The 23611-nt window shown below is 67.6% G+C and carries 20 protein-coding genes; 8 read left to right on the plus strand and 12 right to left on the minus strand.

Annotation, left to right across the window (positions count from 1 at the left end; genetic code table 11):
- Window positions 1-2: 2 nt before the first annotated feature.
- The 7 genes from ACS5RC_RS08205 to pcaB all read right to left on the minus strand — a co-directional run bounded on the left by ACS5RC_RS08205 (window position 3) and on the right by pcaB (window position 8090).
- Window positions 3-1169, minus strand: a complete 1167-nt coding sequence (locus ACS5RC_RS08205; RefSeq protein WP_478343326.1) for a TAXI family TRAP transporter solute-binding subunit — start codon at window positions 1167-1169, stop codon at window positions 3-5.
- The gene (locus ACS5RC_RS08210) at window positions 1166-2161 is read right to left on the minus strand and encodes a hypothetical protein (protein WP_478343327.1); all 996 of its coding nucleotides are present in this window, start codon (window positions 2159-2161) and stop codon (window positions 1166-1168) included. Before ACS5RC_RS08210 ends, ACS5RC_RS08205 begins: the two co-directional genes overlap by 4 nt.
- Window positions 2162-2632: 471 nt before the next feature.
- Window positions 2633-2899, minus strand: a complete 267-nt coding sequence (locus ACS5RC_RS08215; protein ID WP_478343443.1) for a cytochrome P460 family protein — start codon at window positions 2897-2899, stop codon at window positions 2633-2635.
- Window positions 2868-3602 carry a sulfite exporter TauE/SafE family protein gene (locus tag ACS5RC_RS08220; RefSeq protein ID WP_478343328.1) on the minus strand — a complete coding sequence of 245 codons (735 nt, stop codon included), beginning with the start codon at window positions 3600-3602 and terminating at the stop codon, window positions 2868-2870. Before ACS5RC_RS08220 ends, ACS5RC_RS08215 begins: the two co-directional genes overlap by 32 nt.
- A 141-nt stretch (window positions 3603-3743) precedes the next feature.
- Complete coding sequence (locus ACS5RC_RS08225; RefSeq protein WP_478343329.1) at window positions 3744-5159, minus strand: class II fumarate hydratase; 1416 nt, start codon at window positions 5157-5159, stop codon at window positions 3744-3746.
- A 100-nt stretch (window positions 5160-5259) separates the two neighbouring features.
- A complete protein-coding gene (locus tag ACS5RC_RS08230; RefSeq protein ID WP_478343330.1) occupies window positions 5260-6600 on the minus strand; it encodes a cation:dicarboxylate symporter family transporter in 1341 nt (446 codons plus the stop codon).
- Between the two features lie 116 nt (window positions 6601-6716).
- Window positions 6717-8090, minus strand: a complete 1374-nt coding sequence (gene pcaB, locus ACS5RC_RS08235) for a 3-carboxy-cis,cis-muconate cycloisomerase (protein ID WP_478343331.1) — start codon at window positions 8088-8090, stop codon at window positions 6717-6719.
- A gap of 118 nt (window positions 8091-8208) precedes the next feature.
- Here pcaB and ACS5RC_RS08240 point away from each other — a divergent pair, with 118 nt between their 5' ends.
- Window positions 8209-8952 carry a GntR family transcriptional regulator gene (locus ACS5RC_RS08240; protein WP_478343332.1) on the plus strand — a complete coding sequence of 248 codons (744 nt, stop codon included), beginning with the start codon at window positions 8209-8211 and terminating at the stop codon, window positions 8950-8952.
- Between the two features lie 904 nt (window positions 8953-9856).
- Window positions 9857-10756: an esterase gene (locus tag ACS5RC_RS08245; RefSeq protein ID WP_478343333.1), complete on the plus strand. Its 900-nt coding sequence runs from the start codon at window positions 9857-9859 to the stop codon at window positions 10754-10756.
- Between the two features lie 333 nt (window positions 10757-11089).
- On the opposite strand, the gene ACS5RC_RS08250 is transcribed toward ACS5RC_RS08245, so the two are convergent.
- The 3 genes from ACS5RC_RS08250 to ACS5RC_RS08260 form a co-directional block, all read right to left on the minus strand.
- Window positions 11090-11461 carry a response regulator gene (locus ACS5RC_RS08250; RefSeq protein ID WP_478343334.1) on the minus strand — a complete coding sequence of 124 codons (372 nt, stop codon included), beginning with the start codon at window positions 11459-11461 and terminating at the stop codon, window positions 11090-11092.
- On the minus strand, window positions 11458-13275 hold the full coding sequence (locus tag ACS5RC_RS08255; RefSeq protein ID WP_478343335.1) for a PAS domain-containing sensor histidine kinase: 1818 nt from the start codon (window positions 13273-13275) through the stop codon (window positions 11458-11460). The genes ACS5RC_RS08250 and ACS5RC_RS08255 overlap by 4 nt, the downstream gene beginning before the upstream one ends.
- A 699-nt stretch (window positions 13276-13974) precedes the next feature.
- Entirely contained in the window at window positions 13975-14586 is a 612-nt protein-coding gene (locus tag ACS5RC_RS08260; protein ID WP_478343336.1) for a helix-turn-helix domain-containing protein, read from the minus strand.
- Window positions 14587-14754: 168 nt separating this feature from the next.
- Between ACS5RC_RS08260 and ACS5RC_RS08265 the strand changes: the two genes are divergently transcribed.
- The 6 genes from ACS5RC_RS08265 (at window position 14755) to ACS5RC_RS08290 (ending at window position 20331) form a co-directional block, all read left to right on the plus strand.
- Complete coding sequence (locus ACS5RC_RS08265) at window positions 14755-16083, plus strand: MFS transporter (RefSeq protein ID WP_478343337.1); 1329 nt, start codon at window positions 14755-14757, stop codon at window positions 16081-16083.
- Between the two features lie 108 nt (window positions 16084-16191).
- A complete protein-coding gene (locus ACS5RC_RS08270; protein ID WP_478343338.1) occupies window positions 16192-16584 on the plus strand; it encodes a RidA family protein in 393 nt (130 codons plus the stop codon).
- The gene (locus ACS5RC_RS08275) at window positions 16581-17150 is read left to right on the plus strand and encodes an MOSC domain-containing protein (RefSeq protein WP_478343339.1); all 570 of its coding nucleotides are present in this window, start codon (window positions 16581-16583) and stop codon (window positions 17148-17150) included. The genes ACS5RC_RS08270 and ACS5RC_RS08275 overlap by 4 nt, the downstream gene beginning before the upstream one ends.
- A 4-nt stretch (window positions 17151-17154) precedes the next feature.
- The gene (locus tag ACS5RC_RS08280; RefSeq protein WP_478343340.1) at window positions 17155-18090 is read left to right on the plus strand and encodes a PDR/VanB family oxidoreductase; all 936 of its coding nucleotides are present in this window, start codon (window positions 17155-17157) and stop codon (window positions 18088-18090) included.
- A 512-nt stretch (window positions 18091-18602) separates the two neighbouring features.
- Window positions 18603-18995, plus strand: coding sequence for a hypothetical protein (locus tag ACS5RC_RS08285; protein ID WP_478343341.1), 393 nt, complete (start codon window positions 18603-18605; stop codon window positions 18993-18995).
- 121 nt (window positions 18996-19116) lie between these two features.
- On the plus strand, window positions 19117-20331 hold the full coding sequence (locus ACS5RC_RS08290; RefSeq protein ID WP_478343342.1) for a hypothetical protein: 1215 nt from the start codon (window positions 19117-19119) through the stop codon (window positions 20329-20331).
- Window positions 20332-21231: 900 nt separating this feature from the next.
- On the opposite strand, the gene ACS5RC_RS08295 is transcribed toward ACS5RC_RS08290, so the two are convergent.
- A complete protein-coding gene (locus tag ACS5RC_RS08295; protein ID WP_478343444.1) occupies window positions 21232-22188 on the minus strand; it encodes an alpha/beta hydrolase fold domain-containing protein in 957 nt (318 codons plus the stop codon).
- Window positions 22189-22405: 217 nt separating this feature from the next.
- Window positions 22406-23584: a long-chain fatty acid transporter gene (locus ACS5RC_RS08300; protein ID WP_478343343.1), complete on the minus strand. Its 1179-nt coding sequence runs from the start codon at window positions 23582-23584 to the stop codon at window positions 22406-22408.
- Window positions 23585-23611 lie beyond the last annotated feature (27 nt).

Below are 23611 nucleotides of genomic sequence, written 5' to 3' on the forward strand. Positions count from 1 at the left end.
CCCTAGCGGCGGGCGGTTCCAGCGCTCGCTTGCTGGGATCGGCGCCATTTCAGATAGGCTTGGTAGACCTGTTCCTTCTCAGCCGCATCGGCGGTGGCCGGCTGCTCGCGCAGGAAGCGCGCAATTTCGTCCGGCGACGCGACAGCTTGCTCTCGGGACGCGTCGAGCCAATCCTGGGCTGGACGGAAGCGTGTCCAACCCGGGACCGTGGCGGCGAGGTTGACGTCACGCCACTTCGGATGGCGCTGCGGCGCCAGGAACGCGTCGAACTTGCCGAAGAAGGCCGAGACGAAGCGCTCGAGCTTCCTGTACCGCGCGGATCCGCGCGGGTGGTTGTAGACCCCGAGCACGGTCCCGACCGCGAGGGTCTCGACCGGACCGGGCCCGTCGACGAGCTTCGGATAATCGGTCCGCGTCAGCTTGGCTGGCACGTAGGCCTCGCTGACGCTCGTGAGATAGGGCGCCTTCACGAGGTGAAAGCGGTCTTGCGGATCGAAGGCCGCCACCACCGAGACGGGTTTGGCCGCGACTGAGACGACGGCATCCAGCTCGCCCTTCCGCAACATCTCGAAGGCCGTTGGCTGATCGACGTTGACCGGAACGATCCCGATGCCGAGCTCTCGGAACAGGGCGCGCCCGCTGTAATCCGTGCCGCTGCCCTTCACGTCGAAGCTCACCCGCTTGCCTGCGAGTTGGCTCACCTCGGTGATCTCCTTGGGGGCGATCACGTGAAGCTCGTCGTCAAAGAGCTTGGCGATGTAATGCATCCGCTGATCGATATTCTTCAGGCGCTTGTCATGGCGGAGCTGGTCGAGCGTGTCGGTACGGACGAACCCGAGGTCGACGCCCTTCAGGAACCGGACGTCGTATGCGTTCTCTCCGGCGCCCTTGCCGAGGATCGGTAGGATCCGAAGGGTGTTCCCGTCATCGAGGACGAATGCGAGATCGGCGCCGATGCGGAAGTACGTGCCGCCCGGCGTTCCTGTGATCACCGAGACGGTGTTCTCGTTCATCTGCTCGCTGAGAGCGGCCTCGGTCGCAGCGTCCCCCGGTGGGGGGCCTGGAATGGGCTCGACGGCCCATGCGAACCCAGCGGCTGTGATCAGGCCCAATACCACGCCTGAGACGAAGCCGACCGATCTCGACACGGGGGAACGTCTCACGGTCATTTCCCTGCTCCGTTCGAGGGAGCCGCTCCGCCGGCGGCCGCGGCGAGGCTTCCCGAGCCGCTCAGGTCTTCCCGCGCGGCCCGCTCGTAGAGCACGCGCGCGCGGTCTGGATCGGGCTTGAATCCCTGGACCTTCCAGGTGCGCAGCATCCGGGGATCGTGGGTCTGCGCCAACAGGAACGCGGCTCCCGGCACGTCACGGTCCATCGCGCGCTCGAGGATGAGACGCGCGGCGCTGATATCGCCGAGGCGGATCAGCCGTTGCGCGCGCTGGAGAAGAAGCTCGGGACCCGGCTCCGGTTTCGACGGTAGCCCGGATGCGTTCCGGGCGGGGCTCTGTGGGGTGGGAGCCGCCGCAGGCCGTATCTCTGCAGCCGCGTCGGAGCCCTCCCGTCGTGTCGTGGGCCGCTCGCGTATCGCAGCCGGCGGACGGCGGGGGATGGCCTCATCGGTGGAGGCCGCCGGTCCCTCCGAACGGGTCGCCGGTTGCTCGCGCGCAGCCTGTCGGACGTCGAGTACGAAGCTCGATCGCTCCACGCGCATAGGATTGCCGTTATCGGGCCGGAACAGGGCCACGACGGACAGGGTGAAGGTGCCCGCCTGCTCCGGTGACACCATGGCCGACAGGCTGGGCAGGCTCCAATCCGTCACCTCGACCGTCGCCTCTTCCTCGGCCACGGTCACCATGTGCGTCGCGTCCGCGAGGCGCGCCCCCCTGGGCAGCCCAATCACGAAGATGCTCGCATCCATCCGGCCGCCCGGAGACCGCACGGAAACGGTAAGCGGGATGGCAGCGCCTGCCGCGCCGGTCGCGTCCAGCGCCTGAACGAGCGGCTCGCCCGCCCGCGCGGAAGCCTCGGGGTGGGTGGAACCGACGCTTGGTGCCGAAGACATGCTGTCGGGCGCGGCAGGCGTCGCCTCTCGGCTGCGGGATTGCTCGGCATCCGCTGCAGATGCTGCCCCGCAGAGGACGGCAAAGCCGCCGACGCTCACCGCAATCGCTGCCCGGACACGGCGACTTCGCTCGAGGCGAGCCGTGGGTCTCATCGGCATTTCTCCCTACGCTCGACCAGTCTACACCGGACATCGACCCGTAATCAGCCGTCTCTGGGCCGTACGACTTCGTCATCCGGGCGGTCGGACGCCAATGGTATTATGATGATGCGATGACCTCATCGCAGAGCGAAATGCGTTGCCTCCGATGTGCGCAGCAGTGGATACACTGTGCCGCAGATTTGCTACGGACCGTCATTAACAATTGAAACATTATCTAGCATTTTTGTTTGCAGTAGCTGTAAAAGCGTGGACAGTACCGATAGAATGTACAAATCTGTACCGAATTCCTCCGAGCGGAGATTTGGCTGCGACAGGGCCGCTACGGTTGTCAGCTGAAGCTGGAATATGGCAGGCGCTCCGCCACGTCAGTCGCGGATCGGGCATCCGACACTCTCGGCTCGGGGCCTGTCATGCGTGAAGACGGAAATCGTCGCCCGTCGGCGCCCGGCCGTGGCAGGGCGCGCAAGGCCCCGTCAGGGCGTCGCTGCAATTGGGCCTGCCGCCTTCGAACCGGCCACAGCCCCAGCCGCCGGTCTCGGCGTAGCGCGTGGCCGCCGTGACGCTGATCTGCAGGGTCGTGGGCGCGCCCGGGACGAAGGCCTCGCCGGTATCGGCGCGCCAGCACGACGGTTTCGCGGCCGCATCACAGCGAGACGATGGTGGTGGCGGCCAGATAGAGGCCGAGCACCAGCATCGCGATCAGAAACCACCGTCGGAACCCGTCCGGATCCATCCGCCGGCGGACCGCCTGGCCCGCGAACATGCCGGCGAAGGCCGTTCCCATGGCGACGATCCCGGGCAGGGCGGTCGAGGCGTTGAGAAGGCCCACGCGCGTCAGATTGAACGCCTGCGCCAGGGTCGCCACCGTGAAGAAGACACCGAGCGCCTGCACCAACTCGTCTTTTTCCAGGCCGATCGACTGCAGGTACGGCATCGACGGGATGACTTGGATGCCCGTGGCGGCCGAGATCACACCCGTGAGGAGGCCGACGATGCCGCCGACCCATTTCTCTTTCCCGGGTGACGTGCGGAACTGCAGTCGCGTCAGCCCGAGGCCAGCATAGATCACGAGCAGAAGCCCCAGCACGATCGTCGCGTAGCGCGCGTAGGGGCCCGCCATCAGCGCGCCGGATCCCCAGATCGCGACGCCGGTGCCGAGGAGCAGCGGCCATAGCCTGCGCAGGATGGCAGGAAGGTACGGCCCGGCGAAGGTTTGCCAGATATTGGTGACGATGGCGGGCACGATGACGATGGTCAGGGCCTGCAACGGCGTCATCGCCACGGCGAGGAGGCCCATCGAGACGGTGGGCAGTCCAAGGCCGATCACGCCCTTCACGAAGCCGGCAATGCCGAAGACGGCGGCGATCAGGAGGAGCATCGTGGGAGCCTCGTCGTAGGGCCTTTCTGGCGGCCCGACCTCCGCAGCGTCGTGGGAGGCTGACGGGCGACGCGGCAAGGCGAGCCCTATCCCAGTCCGCCGCGTTCGAGAACAGCGCCGGACCAAACGTCGCCCGACGTGTCAGCATTCCGTCGGCGGGATGGTGGCGGTCATCGCGGACGGATCGACGATGCGGTCGTAGGCCTCCCCCGTCACGTAGCCCAGGGCGACCGCCGCGGCGCGCGGGGTCAGCCCCTCGACCATGGCCTTGCGGGTGATCGCGGCGACACGGTCGTAGCCAAGCGTGGGGTTGAGCGCCGTCGCGAGCAGCAGCGCGTTCGCGACATTGTCGGCGAGCCGTGCCCGGTCGACGTCGAGGCCCCGCACCAGCTTCAGGGCGAAGACCCGGGCGGCGTCCGCCAGAAGCCGGATCGATTGCAGCAGGTTGTGGATCAGGACAGGCTTGGCGACGTTCAGCTCGAACGTCCCCGACGCCCCAGCGGCCGTGACCGTCGCGTGGTTGCCCACGACCTGAAAGGCGGCCTGGATCAGGGCTTCGGCGATGGTCGGGTTGCGCTTGCCGGGCATGATCGAGGACGACAACCCGTCGTCGGGGATCACCAACTCGCCGAGGCCGCAGCGCGGTCCCGAGCCGAGCAGGCGGATGTCGTTGGCGATCTTGATGAGGGACACGGCCAGCACGTTCAGCGATCCCGAGACCTCGACGAGCGCGTCGTGGGCGCCCATGCCCTCGAATTTGCTCGGGTTGGGCGTGACCGGCAGCCCGGTGAGGCGCGCGACCTCCTCGCAGAAGGCCGCATCGAACCCGGCCGGAGCGTTGAGGCCGGACCCCACGGCGGTGCCGCCTTGGGCGAGCCGGTGCAGGCGCGGGGCCGCGGCCTCGATCCGCTCGATTCCGTATTCCACCTGCCTCGCGAAGGCGTCGAACGCTTGGCCCATCGTCATCGGGACGGCATCCATGAGGTGCGTCCGGCCGATCTTCACCACGCCTTGGAACGCGGCCGCCTTGGCCGCGAGGGTGTCGCGCAGCAGCCCCAGCGCCGGCAGCAGCCGGTCGCGCAACTCCGAGGCGGCGCTCAGGTGCATCACTGTCGGGAAGCTATCGTTCGAGGATTGCGAGCGGTTGACGTGGTCGTTGGGATGGACCGGCCGGCGCGTGCCCAGGGACTGCCCCAGGATCTCGTTGGCGCGGTTGGCGATGACCTCGTTCGCGTTCATGTTGGTCTGGGTGCCCGAGCCCGTCTGCCAGACCGGCAGCGGGAAATGCCCGTCGAAGCGCCCCTCCCAGACCTCGCGGGCCGCGGCCTCGATGGCGTCGGCGAGCGGCGGCTCCAGGGTCCCGAGCCGGCGATTGGCGCGGGCCGCCGCCAGCTTCTGGAGGCCGAAGGCGCGCACGAGGCAGGTCGGGAAGCGCTCCTCTCCGATCTCGAACACGCCGAGGGCGCGCTGCGTCTGGGCCCCCCAGTAGCGGTCGGTTGGGATCTCGACGGGACCGAAGGCGTCGTGCTCGATCCGGATGTCCGCAGGCTCCATCATCGGCGTCGCTCTCGTCTCGATCTGGCATCCATGTCCGACGGAGCCGGGAGCGCGCAAGCTCTCCGGCTCCCATCGCCATAGGACGGGGCGATGGGGCGGGTCAGGCCGAGGCGGCGCGCTCCGCGCGAAGGCGGGCCATCGCGTCCCGCCCCATGCCCGGATCGAACTCGCCGGCGAGCTTGGCGGTCACCACGGTGGCGACGCTGTTACCGATGACGTTCGTCGTGGCGATGGCGATGGACATGAAGCGGTAGACACCGAACAGGATCGGCAGGCCCTCCAGCGGCAGCACGCCGGTCGCCGCCACCGTCGCGGCGAAGACCACGAAGCTGCCGCCCGACACCGTCGCCGCGCCCTTGGAGGTGAGAAGCATGATCGCCAGGATGCCGATCTGCTGACCGAGGTCGAGCGGCACGTGATAGGCGTTTGCCAGGAAGATCACCCCCATCGACATGTAGATCGAGGTGCCGTCGAGGTTGAACGCGTAGCCGGTTGGCAGGACGAGGCCGACCGACTGGCGCGAGCAGCCGTAGGTCGGCAGCTTCTCAAGGAGGCGGGGCAGCACGCTCTCCGAGGAGGCGGTGCCGAGCACGATGTAGATCTCCTCTCGGATGAAGTTCAGGAACTGGAACAGGTTGACCTTGAACAGCGCCGAGATCGTGCCGAGCACCACGACGATGAAGACGAGTACCACCGCGTAGAAGCTTAGGATCAGGTAGATCAGCGACAGGAGCACGTTGGTGCCGCTCGATCCGACCGCGAAGGCCACAGCCCCGAATGTGCCGATCGGCGCCGTCAGCATGATCAGGTGGATGAACGCGAAGAAGACGTCCGAGATCCTGTTCAGGGCCGCCTCGATGGGCGCGCGCTTGTCGGCGGGGAGGTGGAGCAGCGCCGCACCGAAGATCAGGGCGATGACGAGCACCTGCAGCAGCTCGCCCTTGGCAAAGGCGCCGATGAAGTTGTCGGGGAAGACGTTGAGGATGAAGTCGAGCGTCGAGTGCGGGGCGGCGGCGCCCGTGGGCGCCTTGCCCTGGGCGAGGTTGGCACGGGTCGCGTCCGCCATGCCCTGGCCGACCCCGAGCAGGTTCCCCGCGAGCAGGCCGACGCCGAGCGCGAGGGTCGAGACGATCTCGAAGTAGAGCATCGCGATCAGGCCGACCTTGCCGACGCGCTTGAAGTCCCCCGCCGAGGTCACGCCGACCACGACGCACAGGAAGACCAGCGGGGCGACCGCCGTCTTGATCAGCCGCAGGAAGATGTCGCCGAGGATCTTGAGCGGCACGGCGACCTCGGGAACGAGGAAGCCGGTGGCGGCGCCGAGCACCATCGCCACCACGATCTGGAAGCCGAGGTTGGTCCAGAGCGCTGTCTTCTTCCGTGTCGGGACAGAGGGCGTCGGACTCGGGTGCGCGTTCGCATCGGTGCTTGCGGTGGGCATGGCTTCCTCCGGTCAGGGCCTCGGCGGCCGCGCACTCTCGTTGGCGTCGGGCGGTGGGCCCAAGGATCGGTGCGTACGGCGGGTAGGGCGGATCGTGTGCGGCCGGCTCGAAGGGCTCAGGCGCCGCGGGGGGCCGAGGCCAAGACGCGATCGACCATCTCGGGGGCGCAGCCGAGGTAGTTGGCCGGGTCGGTCAGGCGTTCGATGGCGGAGCGGTCAAGATGCGCCGTGACCTCGGGCACCTGCGCCAGAGCCTCGGCCAGTGTGCCGCCCCGCTCGTTGACGACGCGGCAGGCGGCGTAGACGAGGTCGTGGGCCTGCTGGCGGCCGGTATAGGGGGCGAGCGCCATCATCGCCGCCTCGGCGACGATCAGGCCGCGGCTGATGCCGAGGTTGTCGCGCATGCGCCCCTCGTCGACGATCAGGCCACCGAGCGCGAACTTCGCTTGGTGCAGGGCGCCGGCGGTGAGGACGAAGCTCTCCGGCAGGGCCATCCACTCGGCGTGCCAGGGGCCGGTCGCCCGCTCGAAGTCCTGGACCATCGCGTCGAGCATCAGCCCGGCATGCTGGCGGACGCCCTTGGCGGCGGCGAGCATGAGCTCGGAGGAGATCGGGTTGCGCTTCTGCGGCATCGTCGAGGAGGCGCCGCGGCCCGTGACGAAGGGCTCGTAGACCTCGGCGAACTCCGTCGAGGCCATGATCATGATGTCGAGGGCGATCTTGCCAAGCGAGCCGGTGATCAGCGCCAGGAGGTTGAGCGTCTCCGCGAACCCGTCGCGGGCGACATGCCAGGTCGAGGCGGGCTGCCCGAGACCGAGTTCCCGGCAGAACGCTGCCTGGACCTTGAGACCGTCGTTGCCGAGCGAGGCCAGCGTGCCCGCGGCGCCCGCGAATTCGCCGACCAGCACGCGGGGCTTTACCTGCTGCAGGCGCTCGGCGTGGCGGTCGAACATGGCGAGCCAGATCGCGGTCTTGTAGCCGAAGGTGACGGGCAGCGCCTGCTGGAGGTGGGTGCGCCCGGCCATCGGCGTATCGCGGTGGCGCCGCGACAGGTCCGCCAGGATCGTGCGGAGTTCGGCGATGTCGGCTTCCACGATCTTGAGCCCGGCACGCACTTGGAGGGCGTTGGCCGTGTCCATGATGTCCTGGGTGGTGGCGCCCCAGTGCAGGTAGCGGCCGGCCTCGCCACATTGGTGCACGAGCTGGTGCACCAGCGGCAGGATCGGGTAGCCGACCGTGTCGGTCTCCCGGCGCAGCAGGTCGAAGTCGAGCGTCTCGAACGCGCACCGGGCGGCGATGACCTCGGCGGCCTCTGCCGGGATGACGCCGCAGCTGGCCTCGGCCTTGGCGAGGGCGATCTCGACCTCGATGTAGCGCTGGATGACGGCGTGGTCGGAAAACACGGCCCGCATGGCCGGCGTGCCGAAGGCGTCGCGGAACAGGAGGGAGTCGATGGCGGTGGTGGCGGTCGGGGGGAGCTGGCGGCTCACGATATCCTCCTGGCGGACGCGCGTCGACTTTTATGTTCGGACATAATCAGCTAGATCATGTTCGGACATTATGTCAATCGACATCGTCTTGGGGGGAACCGGCGCGTGGAGGGTCGCGATGGGTGAGACGCTTTGGGCGCAGGTGGCGCAGGATCTGACGGCCGGGATCAGCTCGGGCCGCTTCCCGGTCGGCTCGCTGCTGCCGACCGAGCTGGACCTCTGCGCGCATTACGGGACGAGCCGGCACACCGTGCGGTCCGCCATCAGGCAGTTGCAGGAGCAGGGGCTGGTCTCGCGCAACAAGAAGGCCGGGACGCGGGTCGAGGCCGCCGCTCCGACCAACGGCTACCGGCAGGCGCTGGCCTCCCTGGAGGACCTGGTCCAGTTCGGTGAGGCCTACATCCGCGAAGTCCAGGCGACCGGCTCGGTGACGGCCGATGCCGAACTCGCGGCGGAACTCGGATGCGCGCCGGGCACACGATGGTTCCGGATCTCCAGCCTGCGCCTGGATGGCAGGCCGGGCAGCGCACCGGTCGGCTGGACGGACGTCTACGTCGACCCGGCCTATGCCGACCTCGGCGAGATCGTTCGCGCGGCGCCCGACCTGCTCGTCATCACCCTGATCGAGCAGCGGCACGGTCGAAGCTGCGCCGAGATCCGCCAGGACATCGAGGCGGTGGCCCTCCCGCCCGCGCAGGCCGCGCCGCTCGGCGCGCATCCTGGCAGCCCCGCGCTTCGGATCGTTCGGCACTATCTGGATCAGGCGGGCAAGGTCATCGAGATCTCGTCGACCCTTCACCCGGCGGGTCGGTTTTCTGTCTCGCAGCGCCTGCGCCGGATGATCAACGCGCAGGATGGTTAGCGGCCCCAGGCGCCGTAGCCGCGACCTCGGCGACGTCGACGCTCGGATCTCACGACCCCACTACCCACGGTTGCCGCCATGTTCTAAACTCTGAGCCGGTTCCGTCCGAAAAAGCTGGTTCGGCAAGATGCCTATGCCGTTCAAGACAAGCCTCGTTGCGACACTCCTGATCGCAGGCTTGGTCGAACCTGCCCCGGCTCGGGCCTGGGGAATACCAGGTTGCACCGATCTACCCGAATATGAGCGGGCCCTGGGTGCCCTCCAGGGTATGACGAGCACCTGCAACATGAGCGTCGAGGAGGCGCGTCGGATCGTGGCCGCTCACGGTAACAGGCCCGGAGGTCTGATCGGGTCGCTCCTGAGCGACCCCCACCAGCCGATTGCTGAAGCGCAGCCCACCGCACGCGCCCCTCATAGCCGCACGCGTCGGCTCCACCAGTATCGGCCTGACCACGACGCCCGGTCGTGAGCGGCTGGCGAACGGGGATCTTATTCCAGCTGTTGTGCACGCCGCGTTGCGCGCTCGGTCTGCGACGGTGCAGGACGTGACGATGCGTGAATCATACTCCGGCCTCGTGCACAGGGTCGAGGCAGTCACGGTCGAGGCGGAAGCGCTCGCCGGCCTCCGAAGCGCTGCGGGCGATCGAGATGCGTGGGGATGCGCGATACGACAGCCGGCCTCGTGCTGACCCTGACCGGCGCGAACGCCGACCTGCACGCCTTGCGCTTCCATGACGTCGCTCATCGATACCGATGATCTTGAGAGGATGACCCCATGCGCCCAGTCCTGCTCGCCGCGGCGTTCTGCGCTCTCGCCGTCCCGGCTCTCGCGGAGACGCCGCGACCTGAGCCCGGCCCGCTCACCGTTGCCAAGCAGGGCAGCTTCTTCGTCGGTGGCCGGGAGGTGAAATCCGACACCTTGTCGACCCTGCCGAACTACGACCCATCCGGCACGATCACAGTCGACCAGATGTACGTCCGCTATCAGGTGCCCGCCGGTCGAACCGGTGTGCCGATCACGCTGATCCACGGCTGCTGTCTCACCGGCAAGACCTGGGAGACGACGCCTGACGGCCGGATGGGCTGGGATGAGTACTTCGTGCGCCAGGGTCATCCGACCTACGTGATCGATCAGGTCTGGCGCGGACGCTCTGCCACGGATCCGTCCGCGATCAATGCCGTCCGCTCCGGCAAGAAGCCGGTCGATCAACTGCCCAGCGTGTTCTCCGCCGGGCACGAAAGCGCCTGGGTCATATTCCGGTTCGGCCACGCGCATCCGCAGGTGATGCCCGGCCTGCGCTTCCCGCTCGCTGCGCAGGCCGAGTTCTGGAAGCAGATGGTCGCCGACAGTGCGGCGAACCTGCCGACGCCGAACCCGACCGTACCCGCACTGTCTGAACTCGCACGGAAGATCGGCGGAACCGTGCTGATGAGCCACTCGCAATCGGGCATCTACCCGTTCCAGACTGCAGCACTGAGCACACAGGGCGTGGCCGGGATCGTCTCGATTGAGCCGGCGGCCTGCCCCGAGCCCACCTCGGACCTCGCCCCCTACAAGAGCGTGCCGGTTCTCGTGGTGTTTGGCGATTACGTGGACGCGTTCCCGCGCTGGGCTCCGCGCTTGAAGACCTGCCGCGCCTTCGTGGCGGCCGTCTCGGCTGCCGGCGGCAAAGCGGATCTCCTGGTGCTGCCGGAGATCGGCATCAAGGGGAACTCGCACATGCTCATGCAGGACGATAACAGCCTGGAGATTGCAGACATCCTGTTGGACTGGATCGGAAAACACGCCACGGCAGCCCATTAGCTTGGAATGCTCCGAACTCCAGCGTATTCCGGAGGCAGCCAGCCTCCGGTTCATTCCCGAGAACGGGGCGGTGCCGGGCCCCGGATCCGGGCAGACGGCACTCGCGAGGAGCACGGAGCGCGGCGAGCCACGGGTCCCCCCCATCCACCGGATCAGGAAGACGGTCTCGAGATCACGGGCCGCTGCACGCAACGTCGCATCGACGCAACCGGAGCGGTCCAGACTGTCCTTTTCACCATCGATGGCGAGGATTCCGGTGTCGGTCAAACCAACATCGATGGTCGGATGCGGATCTCGATCCGACATCCTGCAGTCGGCCCGTATGGCGCGGCTCTAGAGCCAGGCCAGCAACGCCTTTTGCAATGTGACAGCTTCGACCGGCTTCTCTCGGTGCGGCACACCTGCAAAACGGTCCGGAAGGACGGTATTTTCGTACCCGGTGGCAAAGATGAACGGGATGCCGCGCGCTTGCAGCGCCTCGGCGATCGGATAGCTCATGACGTCGTGCAGGTTGACGTCGAGCACGGCCGCATCAAGATCCGGGGTTGCCGCGATCAGCTGCAGCGCGGCCTCGACATTCCCGGCAGGTCCGATCACCTCCGCGCCAACCGCCTCGAAATCCATGCGCATCCCGAACGCGATGAAATAGTCATCCTCGATCAAAAGCACACGGCGGCCAGCGAGCAGGTTCGGTGCCGATATCATCGGGCCCTCATCGTCGGATTGTCACCGAGGGGTAGGTCGATCGAGCAATGCAAACCCTCTTCACCCAGCTCGTAACTGGTTCGCGCATTGAGCGCGTAGGGGAGGGCCTTCTCGATCAGATCGCGTCCGTAGCCCTGTCGCGTTGCGCCCTGCGCATCGCGGAGAGGGCTGATATCTTCTTCCATCCAGGTCAGGGTGAGCCGTTGCTCGCCCGTCGCGGCAGCATAGGTGTCCCAGCTGATCCAAAGCTCCCCCTGATCGCCCGCGAGCGCCCCATATTTGCGCGCGTTGGTGGCCAGTTCGTGCAGAGCGAGCGCCAGCGTTTGTACGCTGGCTTTGCGCAGCACGACATCAGGTCCCTCCAGCGCGACATGGCCGCGGATGCCGCTCGCGCCGAGCGCATCGAGTTCCAGCTGGATCAGGGATCTCAGGGTGATCGGTTCTTGGTCGGAACGCGAGAGGAGGCCCTGCACACGTGAGAGCGCTGCCAAGCGATCGTTGAACTGCTCGCGGAACAGCTCGGTCGGACCGGTCTGGGCCATCGTTTGCTGGGCAATGGCGCGGATGACGGTGACAAGGTTGCGGGTGCGATGCTGCAGCTCGTCCACCATGACGGCCTGTTGCCGTTGCAGCTCGTGCAGCTCGTGGACGTCCATGGCTGCACCGAACCATTCGGTTACCTGGCCTTGGCTATCCAGGATCGGGACCTGACGTGCGAGAAACCATCGGTGCTGTCCATCGCGGCCGCACAGGCGGAATTGCGCGTTGATCGGCTGCCGAGATTCGATCCCATGAACGAACGCCTCACGCACACTTTTGCGGTCGTGAGGATGCATGGGTGCCAGCCAACCGAAATCCTGCACCTCGTCGGCCGTCTGCCCCGTATAGTCGAGGAAGGACTCGTTCTCCGAAAAGGTGAGCCCGCTCACGTCCGAGCGCCAGAGGATAACCGGCACTAGGTTCGCCAATGCTCTGAACCGCTCCTCACTCTCGCGCAGGCGTTCCTCCGCTGCCCGCCGCTCGGTCAGGTCGGCTGTGACGGCCAAGAGGGTTTTCGGTCCGCCGGCCGCGTGGTGCAGCGCCTTCACACGGCTGTTGGACCACACGAAGCTGCCGTCTGGGCGCATGTACCGCTTGTCGAGAGACGCCGTTTGGCCGGTCTCGAGGGCTTGGCTGACCGCACGCAAGCTCGCGGGGATGTCGTCCGGATACGTGATGTCCAGGATGCTGAGGCTCAGAACGTCTTCGCGGTCGCGTCCGAGAATACGACAGATCTCGTTGTTGGCGCGCAGAAAACGGCCATCCTGCGCAAGCTCGGACAGACCCACCGCAGCCTCGGCAAAAATGGAGGCGAGCTGTTCCTCGCTTTGCCGAAGGGCACCTTCGGCCAGGTGCTGGCGCGTGGACTCCACGGTGGCCAGAAGTATGCCGGCGACCGAACCCGTCTCATCGTGAAGCGGGCTGTATGAGAGCGTGAACCACGCATCCTGCAGACTGCCGTGTTGGATCACCGGATACGCTGCGTCCTGAAGCGTCAGTGTTTCTCCGGCCCAGACGCGCCGGTAGATCGGCTCCGTGATGTGGCGGATCTCCCACCAGCATTCCGACGCCGGCTGACCCAGGCCATGGGGATGCTTGGGCCCCATGAGATCCCGGTAGGCGTCATTGTAGATCTGGATGAGTTGCGGCCCGCAGAGGGCTACCATCGCGAAGCCGCTGGGCAACAGAATGTCGACGGCCGACCTGATGTACTGAGGCCAAGTTTCGATCGGACCGAGTGGCGTTGCGGCCCAGTCATGCGCGCGTATCCGCATGGCCATTTCGCTATGGCCGAATGGCCACCCAGGCGAGCCGCTGCTGCCCACTGGGGATCTCCTTCGCGTCAGCGTGCAAACCTATCCCAAATTCAGCTGCGCGCCAGTCCGGTGCGCCGGGTGCCTGCCTGGTCGGCCGGATCCGCGAGGGTCATAGTCTCGGACGCTGACAAGCTCGGGGCGGATCGGGCGCGACCCGTCATGTCCGCGAGCCCAGGCACGGTCCGGCGATCGAATGCGGCCGGCACGGCAAAACCTCGGACGAGGACGGTCGCCGGCGCGGACCCCATCCCGTTCTACGGACTCCATCCGGTTGGCGTCTCGCCACGAACGCCCGCGTCGACGGCCATCTCGACCAAGGCATCCTGCGCTTGCCGGCAGGGACGCGTCAGCGCGAACCGGTTCCATGGCCGGAGGCCCGCAGCACATACGGCCGAGCCAAAGGCCTCGCCACGGCTGCGGTCGTTTTCGAAGAGGAGCGCAAGCGGACAGTGCTTGCTGCGTCGCCACATCCTCCAGCAGGGTCATGCGGAATGGGCCCGCTTCCGACCCTCTCGAGATTCTCGGATGGGCCGCTTGCCGGAGGCTTGACCGTCTCCGAATGAGCGTGAGGGCCGGAAGCGGACGGCCGCCTTCGACGGCAATTCACCAACGCTGCCGGTCTGGGCGGTGATCCTCATCGGGCATCGAAGGGGACGCTCACCGCAGCCGCGTTGCGTCGATCACCAGGAAGTACTGGCAAGGCTCCGCCCCGAGATTGGTGAAGGCGTGCCCGGCATCGGCCTCGAAATACAGGCTGTCTCCCTCCTCGACCACGAGGGACCGCTCGCCAATGACGGCGCGCAGGCGCCCCTTCAGCACGAAGATGTATTCCGAGACGCCCCTGCGGTGAGCGACGAACTCCCCCGCCGTCGCTCCCGGCGGCAGGGTGTTGAGCACCATGTCGATCCCCCGGCCGGGCAGAACGGGCGAGAGGCAGCGGCGCAGGAAGCCCGATTCCTCGTCGCGCAGCACCGGTTGGCGGGCGGCGGGGATCAGCAGCACCTCCCGGTCGGTGGCCGGCGACATCAGGCGCGAGAAGGTCACGTCCAGGGCCTCGGCGAGGCGCGAGAGCACCGCCGTCGACGGCACCGCCTCGCCGCGCTCCACCTTGGAGATCATCGACCGGCTCACCCCCGAAAGGGCGCTCAGCGCCTCTAGGGAGAGATCTCGCTCCTTGCGCCGCCGCCGGATCTCCCCGGCGAGCACCTGGAGCTGCGAGCGGGCCTCCGCGTCGGCCTGCTCGCGCCGCCCCTCTGTCATGACCGTCATCGGCACGTCGTCCTGGTCCCCCGGCCAGAGCGCTCCCGAGTTCCCGGAAGCTCTTGGGAGAGACTTAGCACGACCGGCGCGGCCCTGTCCGGCGGCACGGCGTGTCGGGTTGGCACGCGGCTTGTATCGCCTCAAGTGGAAATTCCTCTTGCAAAGTGGATGTCCGACATGCTCGACGCCGCCCTCCCGATGGATGGAACCCTGCTGGCTGCGCAGGATCCCGTGACCCCTGCGGACCGCCGCCAGATCGTCTGGTCGAGCGTCATCGGCACCACCATCGAGTGGTACGACTTCCTGATCTACGGCACCGCCAGCGCGCTGGTGTTCAACAAGCTGTTCTTCCCCAGCATCGACCCGGTGGTGGGGACCATCGCCGCGTTCGGCTCCTACGCCGTGGGCTTCCTGGCGCGGCCCCTCGGCGGGGCGGTGTTCGGCCATTTCGGCGACCGGGTCGGGCGCAAGGCCATGCTGGCCCTGACCCTGATGATCATGGGGATCGGCACCTTCCTGATCGGTTGCCTGCCGACCTATGGGCAGATCGGCATCCTCGCCCCGGTGCTCCTCGTCGCCCTGCGCCTGATCCAGGGCATCGGGATCGGCGGCGAATGGGGCGGCGCCGTGCTGATGGTGGTGGAGAGCGTGCCGCAGGAGCGGCGCGGGTTCTTCGGCAGCGTCGTCCAGCTCGGCTACCCGATCGGGGTGATCCTCTCGATCGGCGCCTTCGCACTGACCGGCCTCCTGCCGGAGGAGGCGTTCCTGTCCTGGGGCTGGCGCGTGCCGTTTCTGGCGAGCGCGCCGCTGGTCCTCCTCGGGCTGTTCATCCGCCTGCGGCTGCACGAGACCCCCGCCTTCCGGGCGGTCAAGGCAAGGGCGGCAACAGCCCGCCTGCCGGTGATGGAGATCCTCACCGAGCATCCCGGCCTGTTCCTGAAGGCGGTGGGCCTGAAGGTCTCGGAGATCGCCTATGTCAGCGTCGTGACCGTGTTCTCGATCTCCTACGTCACCGGCCAGCTCGGGCTGTCGCGGGGCGTGATCCTCAACGGCATCCTGATCGCGGCGGTCATCGAGCTCTTCACCATTCCGGCCTTCGGCTGGCTGTCGGACCGCTACGGCCGCAAGACCCTGTTCGTGGCCGCCTGCCTGTTCTCGATCGCCTTCGCCTTCCCGATGTTCCAGCTCCTCGACACCCGCAACCCCACCGTCATCGCCCTGACGGTGGCGGTCGCCCTCAGCTTCGGCCAGGGCATCATGTTCGGGACCGGGGCCGCCTGGATGTCCGAGATGTTCCACGCCCGCCTGCGCTACAGCGGCGCCTCCCTCGGGTTCCAGGTCGGCGCGGCGCTCAGCGGCGGCTTCACCCCGTTGATCGCCGCCGCGCTCCTCGCCTGGAGCGGCGGGGCGACCTGGCCGATCTCGATCTACCTCATCGTCCTGGCCTGCGTGACGCTCGTGGCGACCTTCCTGGCACCCGAGACGGCCCGCCGGCCCATCGACTGAGCGAGGCGACGGCCGCATCATCGACGCGGTGCGACGCGATCCTGCAGTGGACATTCGTCCACTGCAGTGGAATAAAAACCGGCGGCAATGCCTCACAGGAGGGCGACTTTGACTCGAACGATCATCGCGACGGAGACCGCCGCGCCGGCGGTCGGACCCTATGCCCAAGCGACCCGGGTGGGCGACCTCGTCTTCGCCTCGGGGCAGCTGCCGATCGACCCCGCCACGGGGGCGTTCCCGGAGGGGATCGAGGCGCAGACGCGCCGCTCGCTCGCCAACCTCGCGGCGGTGCTGGAAGCCGGCGGCGCCAGCCTCGCGAGCGTGGCCAAGACCACGGTGTTCCTGAAGGACATGAACGACTTCGCCGCGATGAACGCCATCTACGCGGAGCACTTCCCCGAAGCCGCCCCGGCGCGCTCGACCGTGGAGGTGGCGCGCCTGCCGCGCGACGCCCTGGTCGAGGTCGAGGCCATCGCCCTCGCCACAGGACCCGCCCGATGAGCACGACCTCGGCCCCTCCCCATATCGAGGCCTTCGCCCACAAGGTCGGCTCGGTCGCCCACGGCGTGCCCGGTGGTGCCACCGGATGGCAGGGCAGCCTGCTCCACATCCACATCGCCCCGGCCGCGAGCTACGAGATGGAGGAACTGACGGAGGCTCGCTGCGTCGCCGGCCGGGGCATCGAGGGCGACCGCTACTTCCTCGGCACCGGCACCTACTCGCCCAAGGCCGACACCCGGGAGGTGACGCTGATCGAGCAGGAGGCTCTCGACGCCCTCGCACGCAACGATCCGCCGCTTCAGGAGGGGCCGATCCAACTCGCGCCCATCGACCACCGCCGCAACCTCACGGTGCGCGGCGTCCCCCTCAACCACCTCGTCGGGCGCCGGTTCCAGGTGGGCGAGGTGATCCTGCGCGGGGGGCGGCTGAACTTTCCGTGCAAGTACCTGGAAGAATTGCTCGGCCTCTCCGTCTACCTGCCGCTCTACAACCGCTCCGGCCTCAATTGCGGGATCGAGCGCGGCGGCGTCATCCGGCCGGGCGATCCGATCACCTTGCTGGAGTAAGGCGATGTCCGCCCGCATCGTCATGAAGCTGACCGTCGTGGAGGCCGTTGCCACCACCCCGGAGGTGGTGCGCCTCACCCTCGTTCATCCGCAGCGTCCCCAACTGCCCGCCTGGGAGCCCGGCGCCCATGTCGACCTGCGCCTGCCGGACGAGCGGGTGAGGCAGTACTCCCTCTGCGGCGACCCCGCCGACCGGAGCCGGTACGTCCTGGCGATCAAGCGCGAGGCGGCCGGGCGGGGCGGCTCGGCCTGGGCGCACGCCCACCTCGCCGCCGGGGCAACCGTCCCCGTCTCGCACCCGCGCAACCATTTCCCCCTGGCCGCCGGGGCGCGGCGCCACGTGCTCATCGGCGGCGGCATCGGCGTCACGCCCGTCGCCGCCATGGCCCGGCATCTGGCCACGACGGGGGGCGACTTCACGCTCCACCTCTGTGCGCGCTCGGCCGCGCAGGCTCCCTTGCTGGAGGAGTTGCGCGCGGTCTGCGGTGAGCGCCTGCGCTGTTGGTTCTCCGCGGAGGGCCAACGCCTCGATCCCGCGACGCTCGGGCCGCCGGAGGAGGGCGTCCACCTCTACGCCTGCGGGCCGCAGCGCCTGACCGAGGCGGTGCAGGCGCTGGGCTGGCCGGCGGAGCAGGTGCATGTCGAGCATTTCGCGCCGCTCGTCGATGAGGGCTACACGCCCGAACCCTTCGCCGTGCGGATCGCCTCGACCGGCGCGACCCTGCATGTCCCGGCCGAGACCTCGCTCCTGGAGGTCCTGCGCCAGAACGGGGTCAAGATGCCCTCGTCCTGCGAGATCGGCGTGTGCGGTGCCTGCGAATGCGGCTACCGGGCGGGCGACGTGATCCACCGCGACGTCGTGTTGCCCCAGGCCAGACGCCGGGACCACTTGATGCCCTGCGTCTCCCGCGCCCGCGGGACCCTGACGCTCGCCCTTTGACCCCCCGCAGCGCAGCCCCGGCTCACGGTCAGGACAGCCATGATGCCCCCGGGACGCCGCGTGACCCAAGCCGGATCGATGCTCCGGGGTATCACTCGGGTAACGGAATCATCGTGCCCGCCGGCGTTGCCCCGTGATCGAGGATTGCGCGATCAACCCCCGCCGAGGCCTTCGACCTCGGCGGCGTGCTGATCGATGGAGGCACGGATTTGCGCGGCCTGTGAACCATCGAGCACGGACTTCCAATCGGTCGGTCCTGGGTTCGAGCCCCGGCGCTCACCATCAATGTCGCCCGTTCGGTCGAGGACGGTGCGGGTTTTTTCAGGCCTGCGTCCGGCTCCGTGAGCCTGCCATGCGCTGTGCCACGAACCCTGGTTTTACAACGCGCTCCAATGCGACGTAGGGTGCCCCGCGCGACATCGGCGGGACACAGAGGACGTGTTCGCGTGGCGCAATCCGAGCCTCGCACGGGCGGCGACGGCTCATGCCGGTCCCCGGATCTGGAGGTTCCGATGCGCGTCCTGATGGTGGGCTATGAGCCGGAGGCGGTCGATTTCTCGGACCCCGCTCTGCCCCCTGGCCTCAACGCCGAGAAGATCCACCACGGGATCAAGAGCGTGCTGGAGGAGATGCGCGCCCGCGGCTGGACCGCCGAGCAGTGCTTCATCCGACCGGACGATCAGGCGGGGCCGATCCTGAAGCAGAGGCTTGCTGCCGGCACCTACGATTGCCTCGTGATCGGCGCCGGCGTGCGCGCCTGGCCGCGGCACCTGCCGGTGTTCGAGATCCTCATCAACACGGCCCGCGCGGTCGCGCCGAATGTTCCGATCGCCTTCAATTCACGGCCGGAGGACAGCGTCGACGCGGTCGAGCGGGTGTGCGGACGCAGCACTGCCGGCTCGTAAGCTGGCGCCGCGACACCAGCCGCGCCAAGGAGCTGGAGAAGATCAGGATCGAGGCCCTGACCGTGACGGCGAAGATGCGAGTGCCGTCGTCCCATGAAGAGATAGCTACAGAGACAGTGGTTTGGCAGCGCTGCTGTCAACCGCCGCCAAAAGTCAGTTGGCAAGGCTCACTGCGTATTGCCAAGTGTCATTCCCTGAACGCATCCTGCGCTCGGCAGGAGACTTTGATATGCTTAGGTCAGTATCAGCGGTTGCGTTTTTGCTCGCAGCCTTCGGTAGCTCTTCATTGGCGGGCGAAAGAAAGCTCTTTGAAAATGTCAAAGGCTGGGAGGTGGAGCAGAACGTCGATAAACCTGGGCCACAATCCTGCCAGATCGCCTATTCCTACAAAGACAAAGACGACAATAACGCAGAGAATGTCATTGTGGCTGCGTTGGATGGCCAGAAACTCAATCTTGTTCTTGGGTATGAGAACTGGTCCTGGGACAAAGGCGAGAAGGTCGCCGCACCCATCTCCGCCGACAAGCAGGTCCTGTTCCCCAAGCAGGGTTGGGTCGGTGACGGTACGATCCTCATGACGCAGCTTCCGGATTCCGTGGTCTCGAAGCTCGCCAAGGCCAAGCAGATCATCCTGGACATGGGGGATGGCACGGCGGAGTTCCAGATTCCCGGCTTCGCGGACAGCTTCGAGGCCATGAAGCGCTGCAATACGACGTTCGATCCGGCGAACGCGAGCGCCAAGGTCGCCGCCCCCGTGCCGGTTCCGAGCGAGGACCGCCAATTTGCCTATGGGGCGGCCCTGGCGCTGCAGCAGATGGTGGCAAAGTGCGAAATCAACACCACAGCCAAGCAGAGGGCCACGCTCGATTCCAAGATCCTGAGCCTTCAGCCCGAGATGGCAGCCTTTGACGCCAAGGTCCGGGCGGACCTCAGCAAGCCTGACGGTGTGACCTGCCCGACGAGTCAGGTCGGCACCGAGACGATCGCGTTCGGGATCAGATCCTTCGTCGAATCGAGCCCCGAGGCGTTCACGGCCGCCTTCAAAGGCCGCATTGCCGAGAACGAGGCGCGCGCCAAAGCGGAAGCCGACGCTCAGGCGAAGGCTGAGACGGAAGCGAAGATGCGGGCCGAGATCGAAGCCAAGATGAGGGCTGACGCCGACGCGAAGAGCAAGGCGGAAGCGGATGCCAGGGCGCGGGCGGAAATGGAGGCCCGGATCCGTTCGGAAGTGGAAGCCAAGCTGCGAGCGGAAGCCGATATCAAAGCGAAGGCGGAAGCGGACGCGAAAGGCGATGCTGCGGCGAAAGCTTCGAACGAGAGCGGACCGAAGCCCTAGGGCGATACCGAGCGGCGCCGGATCGAACGGTGGGGTTCCCGCGACGCTGTCAGGCCCATTCGGGGATCGCTCCGGAGACGGAGCGAAGCATGGGCCGACCTTGCAGCCAGGAGCGGCACGCGCGTGGTGAGGCCGCGGCCCTGATCGCGCGTCGCCACGCGGCGGAGCGGTTCGGGGTCGGCCTCGCGGCGGCGCTCCGCCGGATGGCCGTGCTCACGACGATGGGGACAGGGGTAGTCCGTCCAGCGCGAGGGCCCCGCGACATCACCCCGGATGAGATGCGCGCCCGGCTGCGGGACGAGCACGCTCGCGCGGTCGTGCGGGCGCCATCATGGATGTTCCTCGCCCATCCGGTCTCACGTCTTAAAGGCTGGTCACACCAGCGAGCAGGGGCCCCGGACGGGACGGTGGCGCGCGTGGCGCGGTGTGCGGGCCAGCCCTATCGCCACGCGGCTCGCCTCCTGGTTCTCCACGAGACGCTGATCCCCCGCCGACAGGGCCCGTGCCCGTAGGCGTTCACCGCGCGAGGCGCGCGTCCTGATCCTTCCGCCCGGCAGCCCCGCCTTCAACCCAATCGAGACCGCCGTCCCCGAACGCGAGGCTCTGCTGCGCAAGGCCGGCGAACGCCCTGTCGCGGGCTTATCGCCCAGCATCGGGCGGCCGATCGGGACCGGTACGCCCGATGCGGGGGCCGACGTCCTGGCGGCCGAAGACTGCGAACCGGATCGAACCGACGCCTCCTTCGCATACGGCTGGGAAAGTCCCGAGACGGAGAAACGGTCTCCCGATTCGTCGCCGCGGCAATAGAAATTTTGGCGGAATACTATCGAAGACGGCAAGCAGTCCCCGTCGGTGTTGGATCGCGTGGCGTGACGGGCATCACTGCAGAACCGGATTGGTTCAGTGGCCTGATAGGGCCGGCCCCACCGACGGCTTGGCGAGGTGTTGCCGCAGAAACGTCAGGATTTCCTCTTTCGCTCGACGAGCCTCGGGAATCGGCAAAAGCGGGTAGGTGTGCATGAGGCCGGGTTCCTCGTGATACGTGAGGTCGATGCTCTCACCGTACCCTGGCCCGGACTCCGCGCGGCGCGTTCGTTCGGCGAGACGCCGCGCGTCCGTGACAAGGATGTCGTGCGATCCGCAGAACATCAGGACCGGCGGCAGTCCGGCGAGGCTCCCGAATATGGGACTGACGCGCGGATCCTTGCGGGACAGATCGCCGGCATACCAACGTCCGGCCGTCTCGAGGCCGGGGCGCATTAAGATCGCATCCAGGGGCTCGATGACCGCTTGCGCCGGGTCGGACATCGTCACGTCGAGCCAGGGCGCGATCAGGACGAGACCGTTCGGCAACGCGAGGCGCGCGTCGCGCACCTGCATCGCGAGCGACAGAGCGAGCCCGCCCCCGGCGGAATCGCCCATCACGACGAGCGGTGAGCCCGGATGCGCATCCGAAAGCCGCCGGTAGACGGTCGTCGCGACGCGACCGACATCGGCGCAGGTACGGACCGGGGCCAGCGGATAGAACGGCACCGTGATCGTCATGTCCGTCGCCTCCGCCAACCAGGCGATGAAACGCCAGTGAAGGCTCATGGCTTCGAGGATGTACGCGCCGCCGTGCAGGTAGAGCACGTGTCCGACGCCGGGCCGGTGCCGTGGCGCGACCGTATAGACCTCACACCCGTCCACCACATCCCAGCCCACCGCGAGGCGTCTGCGCATCGCCCGCGTGGGGCGTGCGGCGACGGCTCGGGTCCGGACGACCGTCTCAGGCGGGACGGCGCCGCTCGCGAGCGCTCTTCGGACACCGGCAAGACGAAGGCCGACATCCAGCAACCGGGCGGACAAGCTCGCCATCGCGTTCACCGATCTCCGACATCAAAGGTCGTGCAGCGGGGAAGCGTCATCCGCCCTGCCGGATGACGCTCCTGCCCGGTCAAAGGCCGAACGACCTTCACCCGACCGGCTTTGCCCCATCGCGGCGCGCTCCGAACCGGATCGTCGCGCGACATGCCGGACCGGCTCGTCCGACGAACGGGAGGCCGGTCCGGTGCGCCCTGCGGCCCGATCGTCCTCAGAACTCCAGGAGATAGGAGAGACCGACACCGACCGCCCAACCCGGCCCGACGCGCCCGTCGAACTGAGCGCCCGCCCGGACGGTCTGCGAACCGGGATCGAGGCGGGCGAGCAGGACGCCCGAAGCGACCTTGCCCCAATCGAGCTTGTATTCGAGGCCCAGCCCGACCGACGTGCTGCCGGGCACGAAGAAGGTCCCGGTGCCGGTCTTGCGGTCCCAGGTCAGGTTGACGGTGCCGCCGAGCTTCTCGGTGAAGCTGTGGCCGAGCCCGATCTGGGCCGTGTAGCCGTCCTTGATGTTCAAGGCTTTGCCCGATGGGCCCAAGGTATCGATCGTATAGTTGAGAGCGGACAGAACGGTCCAATCGACCCAGAGCAGAGAACCGTAGACCAGCCAGCCCGGCGCGATGCCGGTCTGCGCTGTCACCCTGACGGATTGCGGAAGCGTCCCGCCACCGGTCGCAGAGAGCGGGGACGCGATGCCGAGGAGCGGCGCGATCAGCCCCGGCGTCAATTGCCCGGCCACCTTGTGCTCGACCTCGGAGCGGTAGATGACTTGGAAGAGCATCGCGTATTCGGGGATCGCGTAGGCGAGGCCGACGCGATAGCCGAGGGTTCCGTTGTCGGTGAGGTCCAGCGTCCCCAAGTGGGTGACCTCGCGATAGGCGACGCTCTCGATCAGCGGACCGCCGAGGATATAGGCCCGGCCGGGGCCGAGCCCGAAGCTCGCCGCACAGGTGGCGGCGTATTCACGCGTATCGAGGTAGAGGGAGCGCGTTGCGTTCGGGAACTGCCCGGTCGCGAGCTGGGCCGCCACCTGCGCATTCTGCGTCTGGAGATCGCCCTTTCCGGCCAATCCGTACGGGAAGCTGTATTGCAGCGAGCAGGAGAGCTGCGGCGCGATCCGGAACTTGACGGCGAAGCTCGGCACCCCGATCGGGCGCCCCAGGCTTTCGGTCTTCACCGAGGCTCCGTTGAGCTTCTTGAAGCTCTGCCCGGGAAAGACTCCGAGGCCGCCGACGCGGAGGCTGAACGCGCCCTCGGTGAAGAGAATGTCGGTGTCGGCCGGCGGCAGGGAAAACCCGCCCGCCTCAGCGGTGGTGGCGAGGACGCCCACCGACAGAGCGAGAGCCGCCCCGAGGACCCAGCCCCTGCGACCTCTTTGACGTGCACCCATCGATCCGTACCCCCCTGTCCTGTGACC

The sequence above is a fragment of the Methylobacterium sp. HJ2 genome (assembly GCF_056431005.1).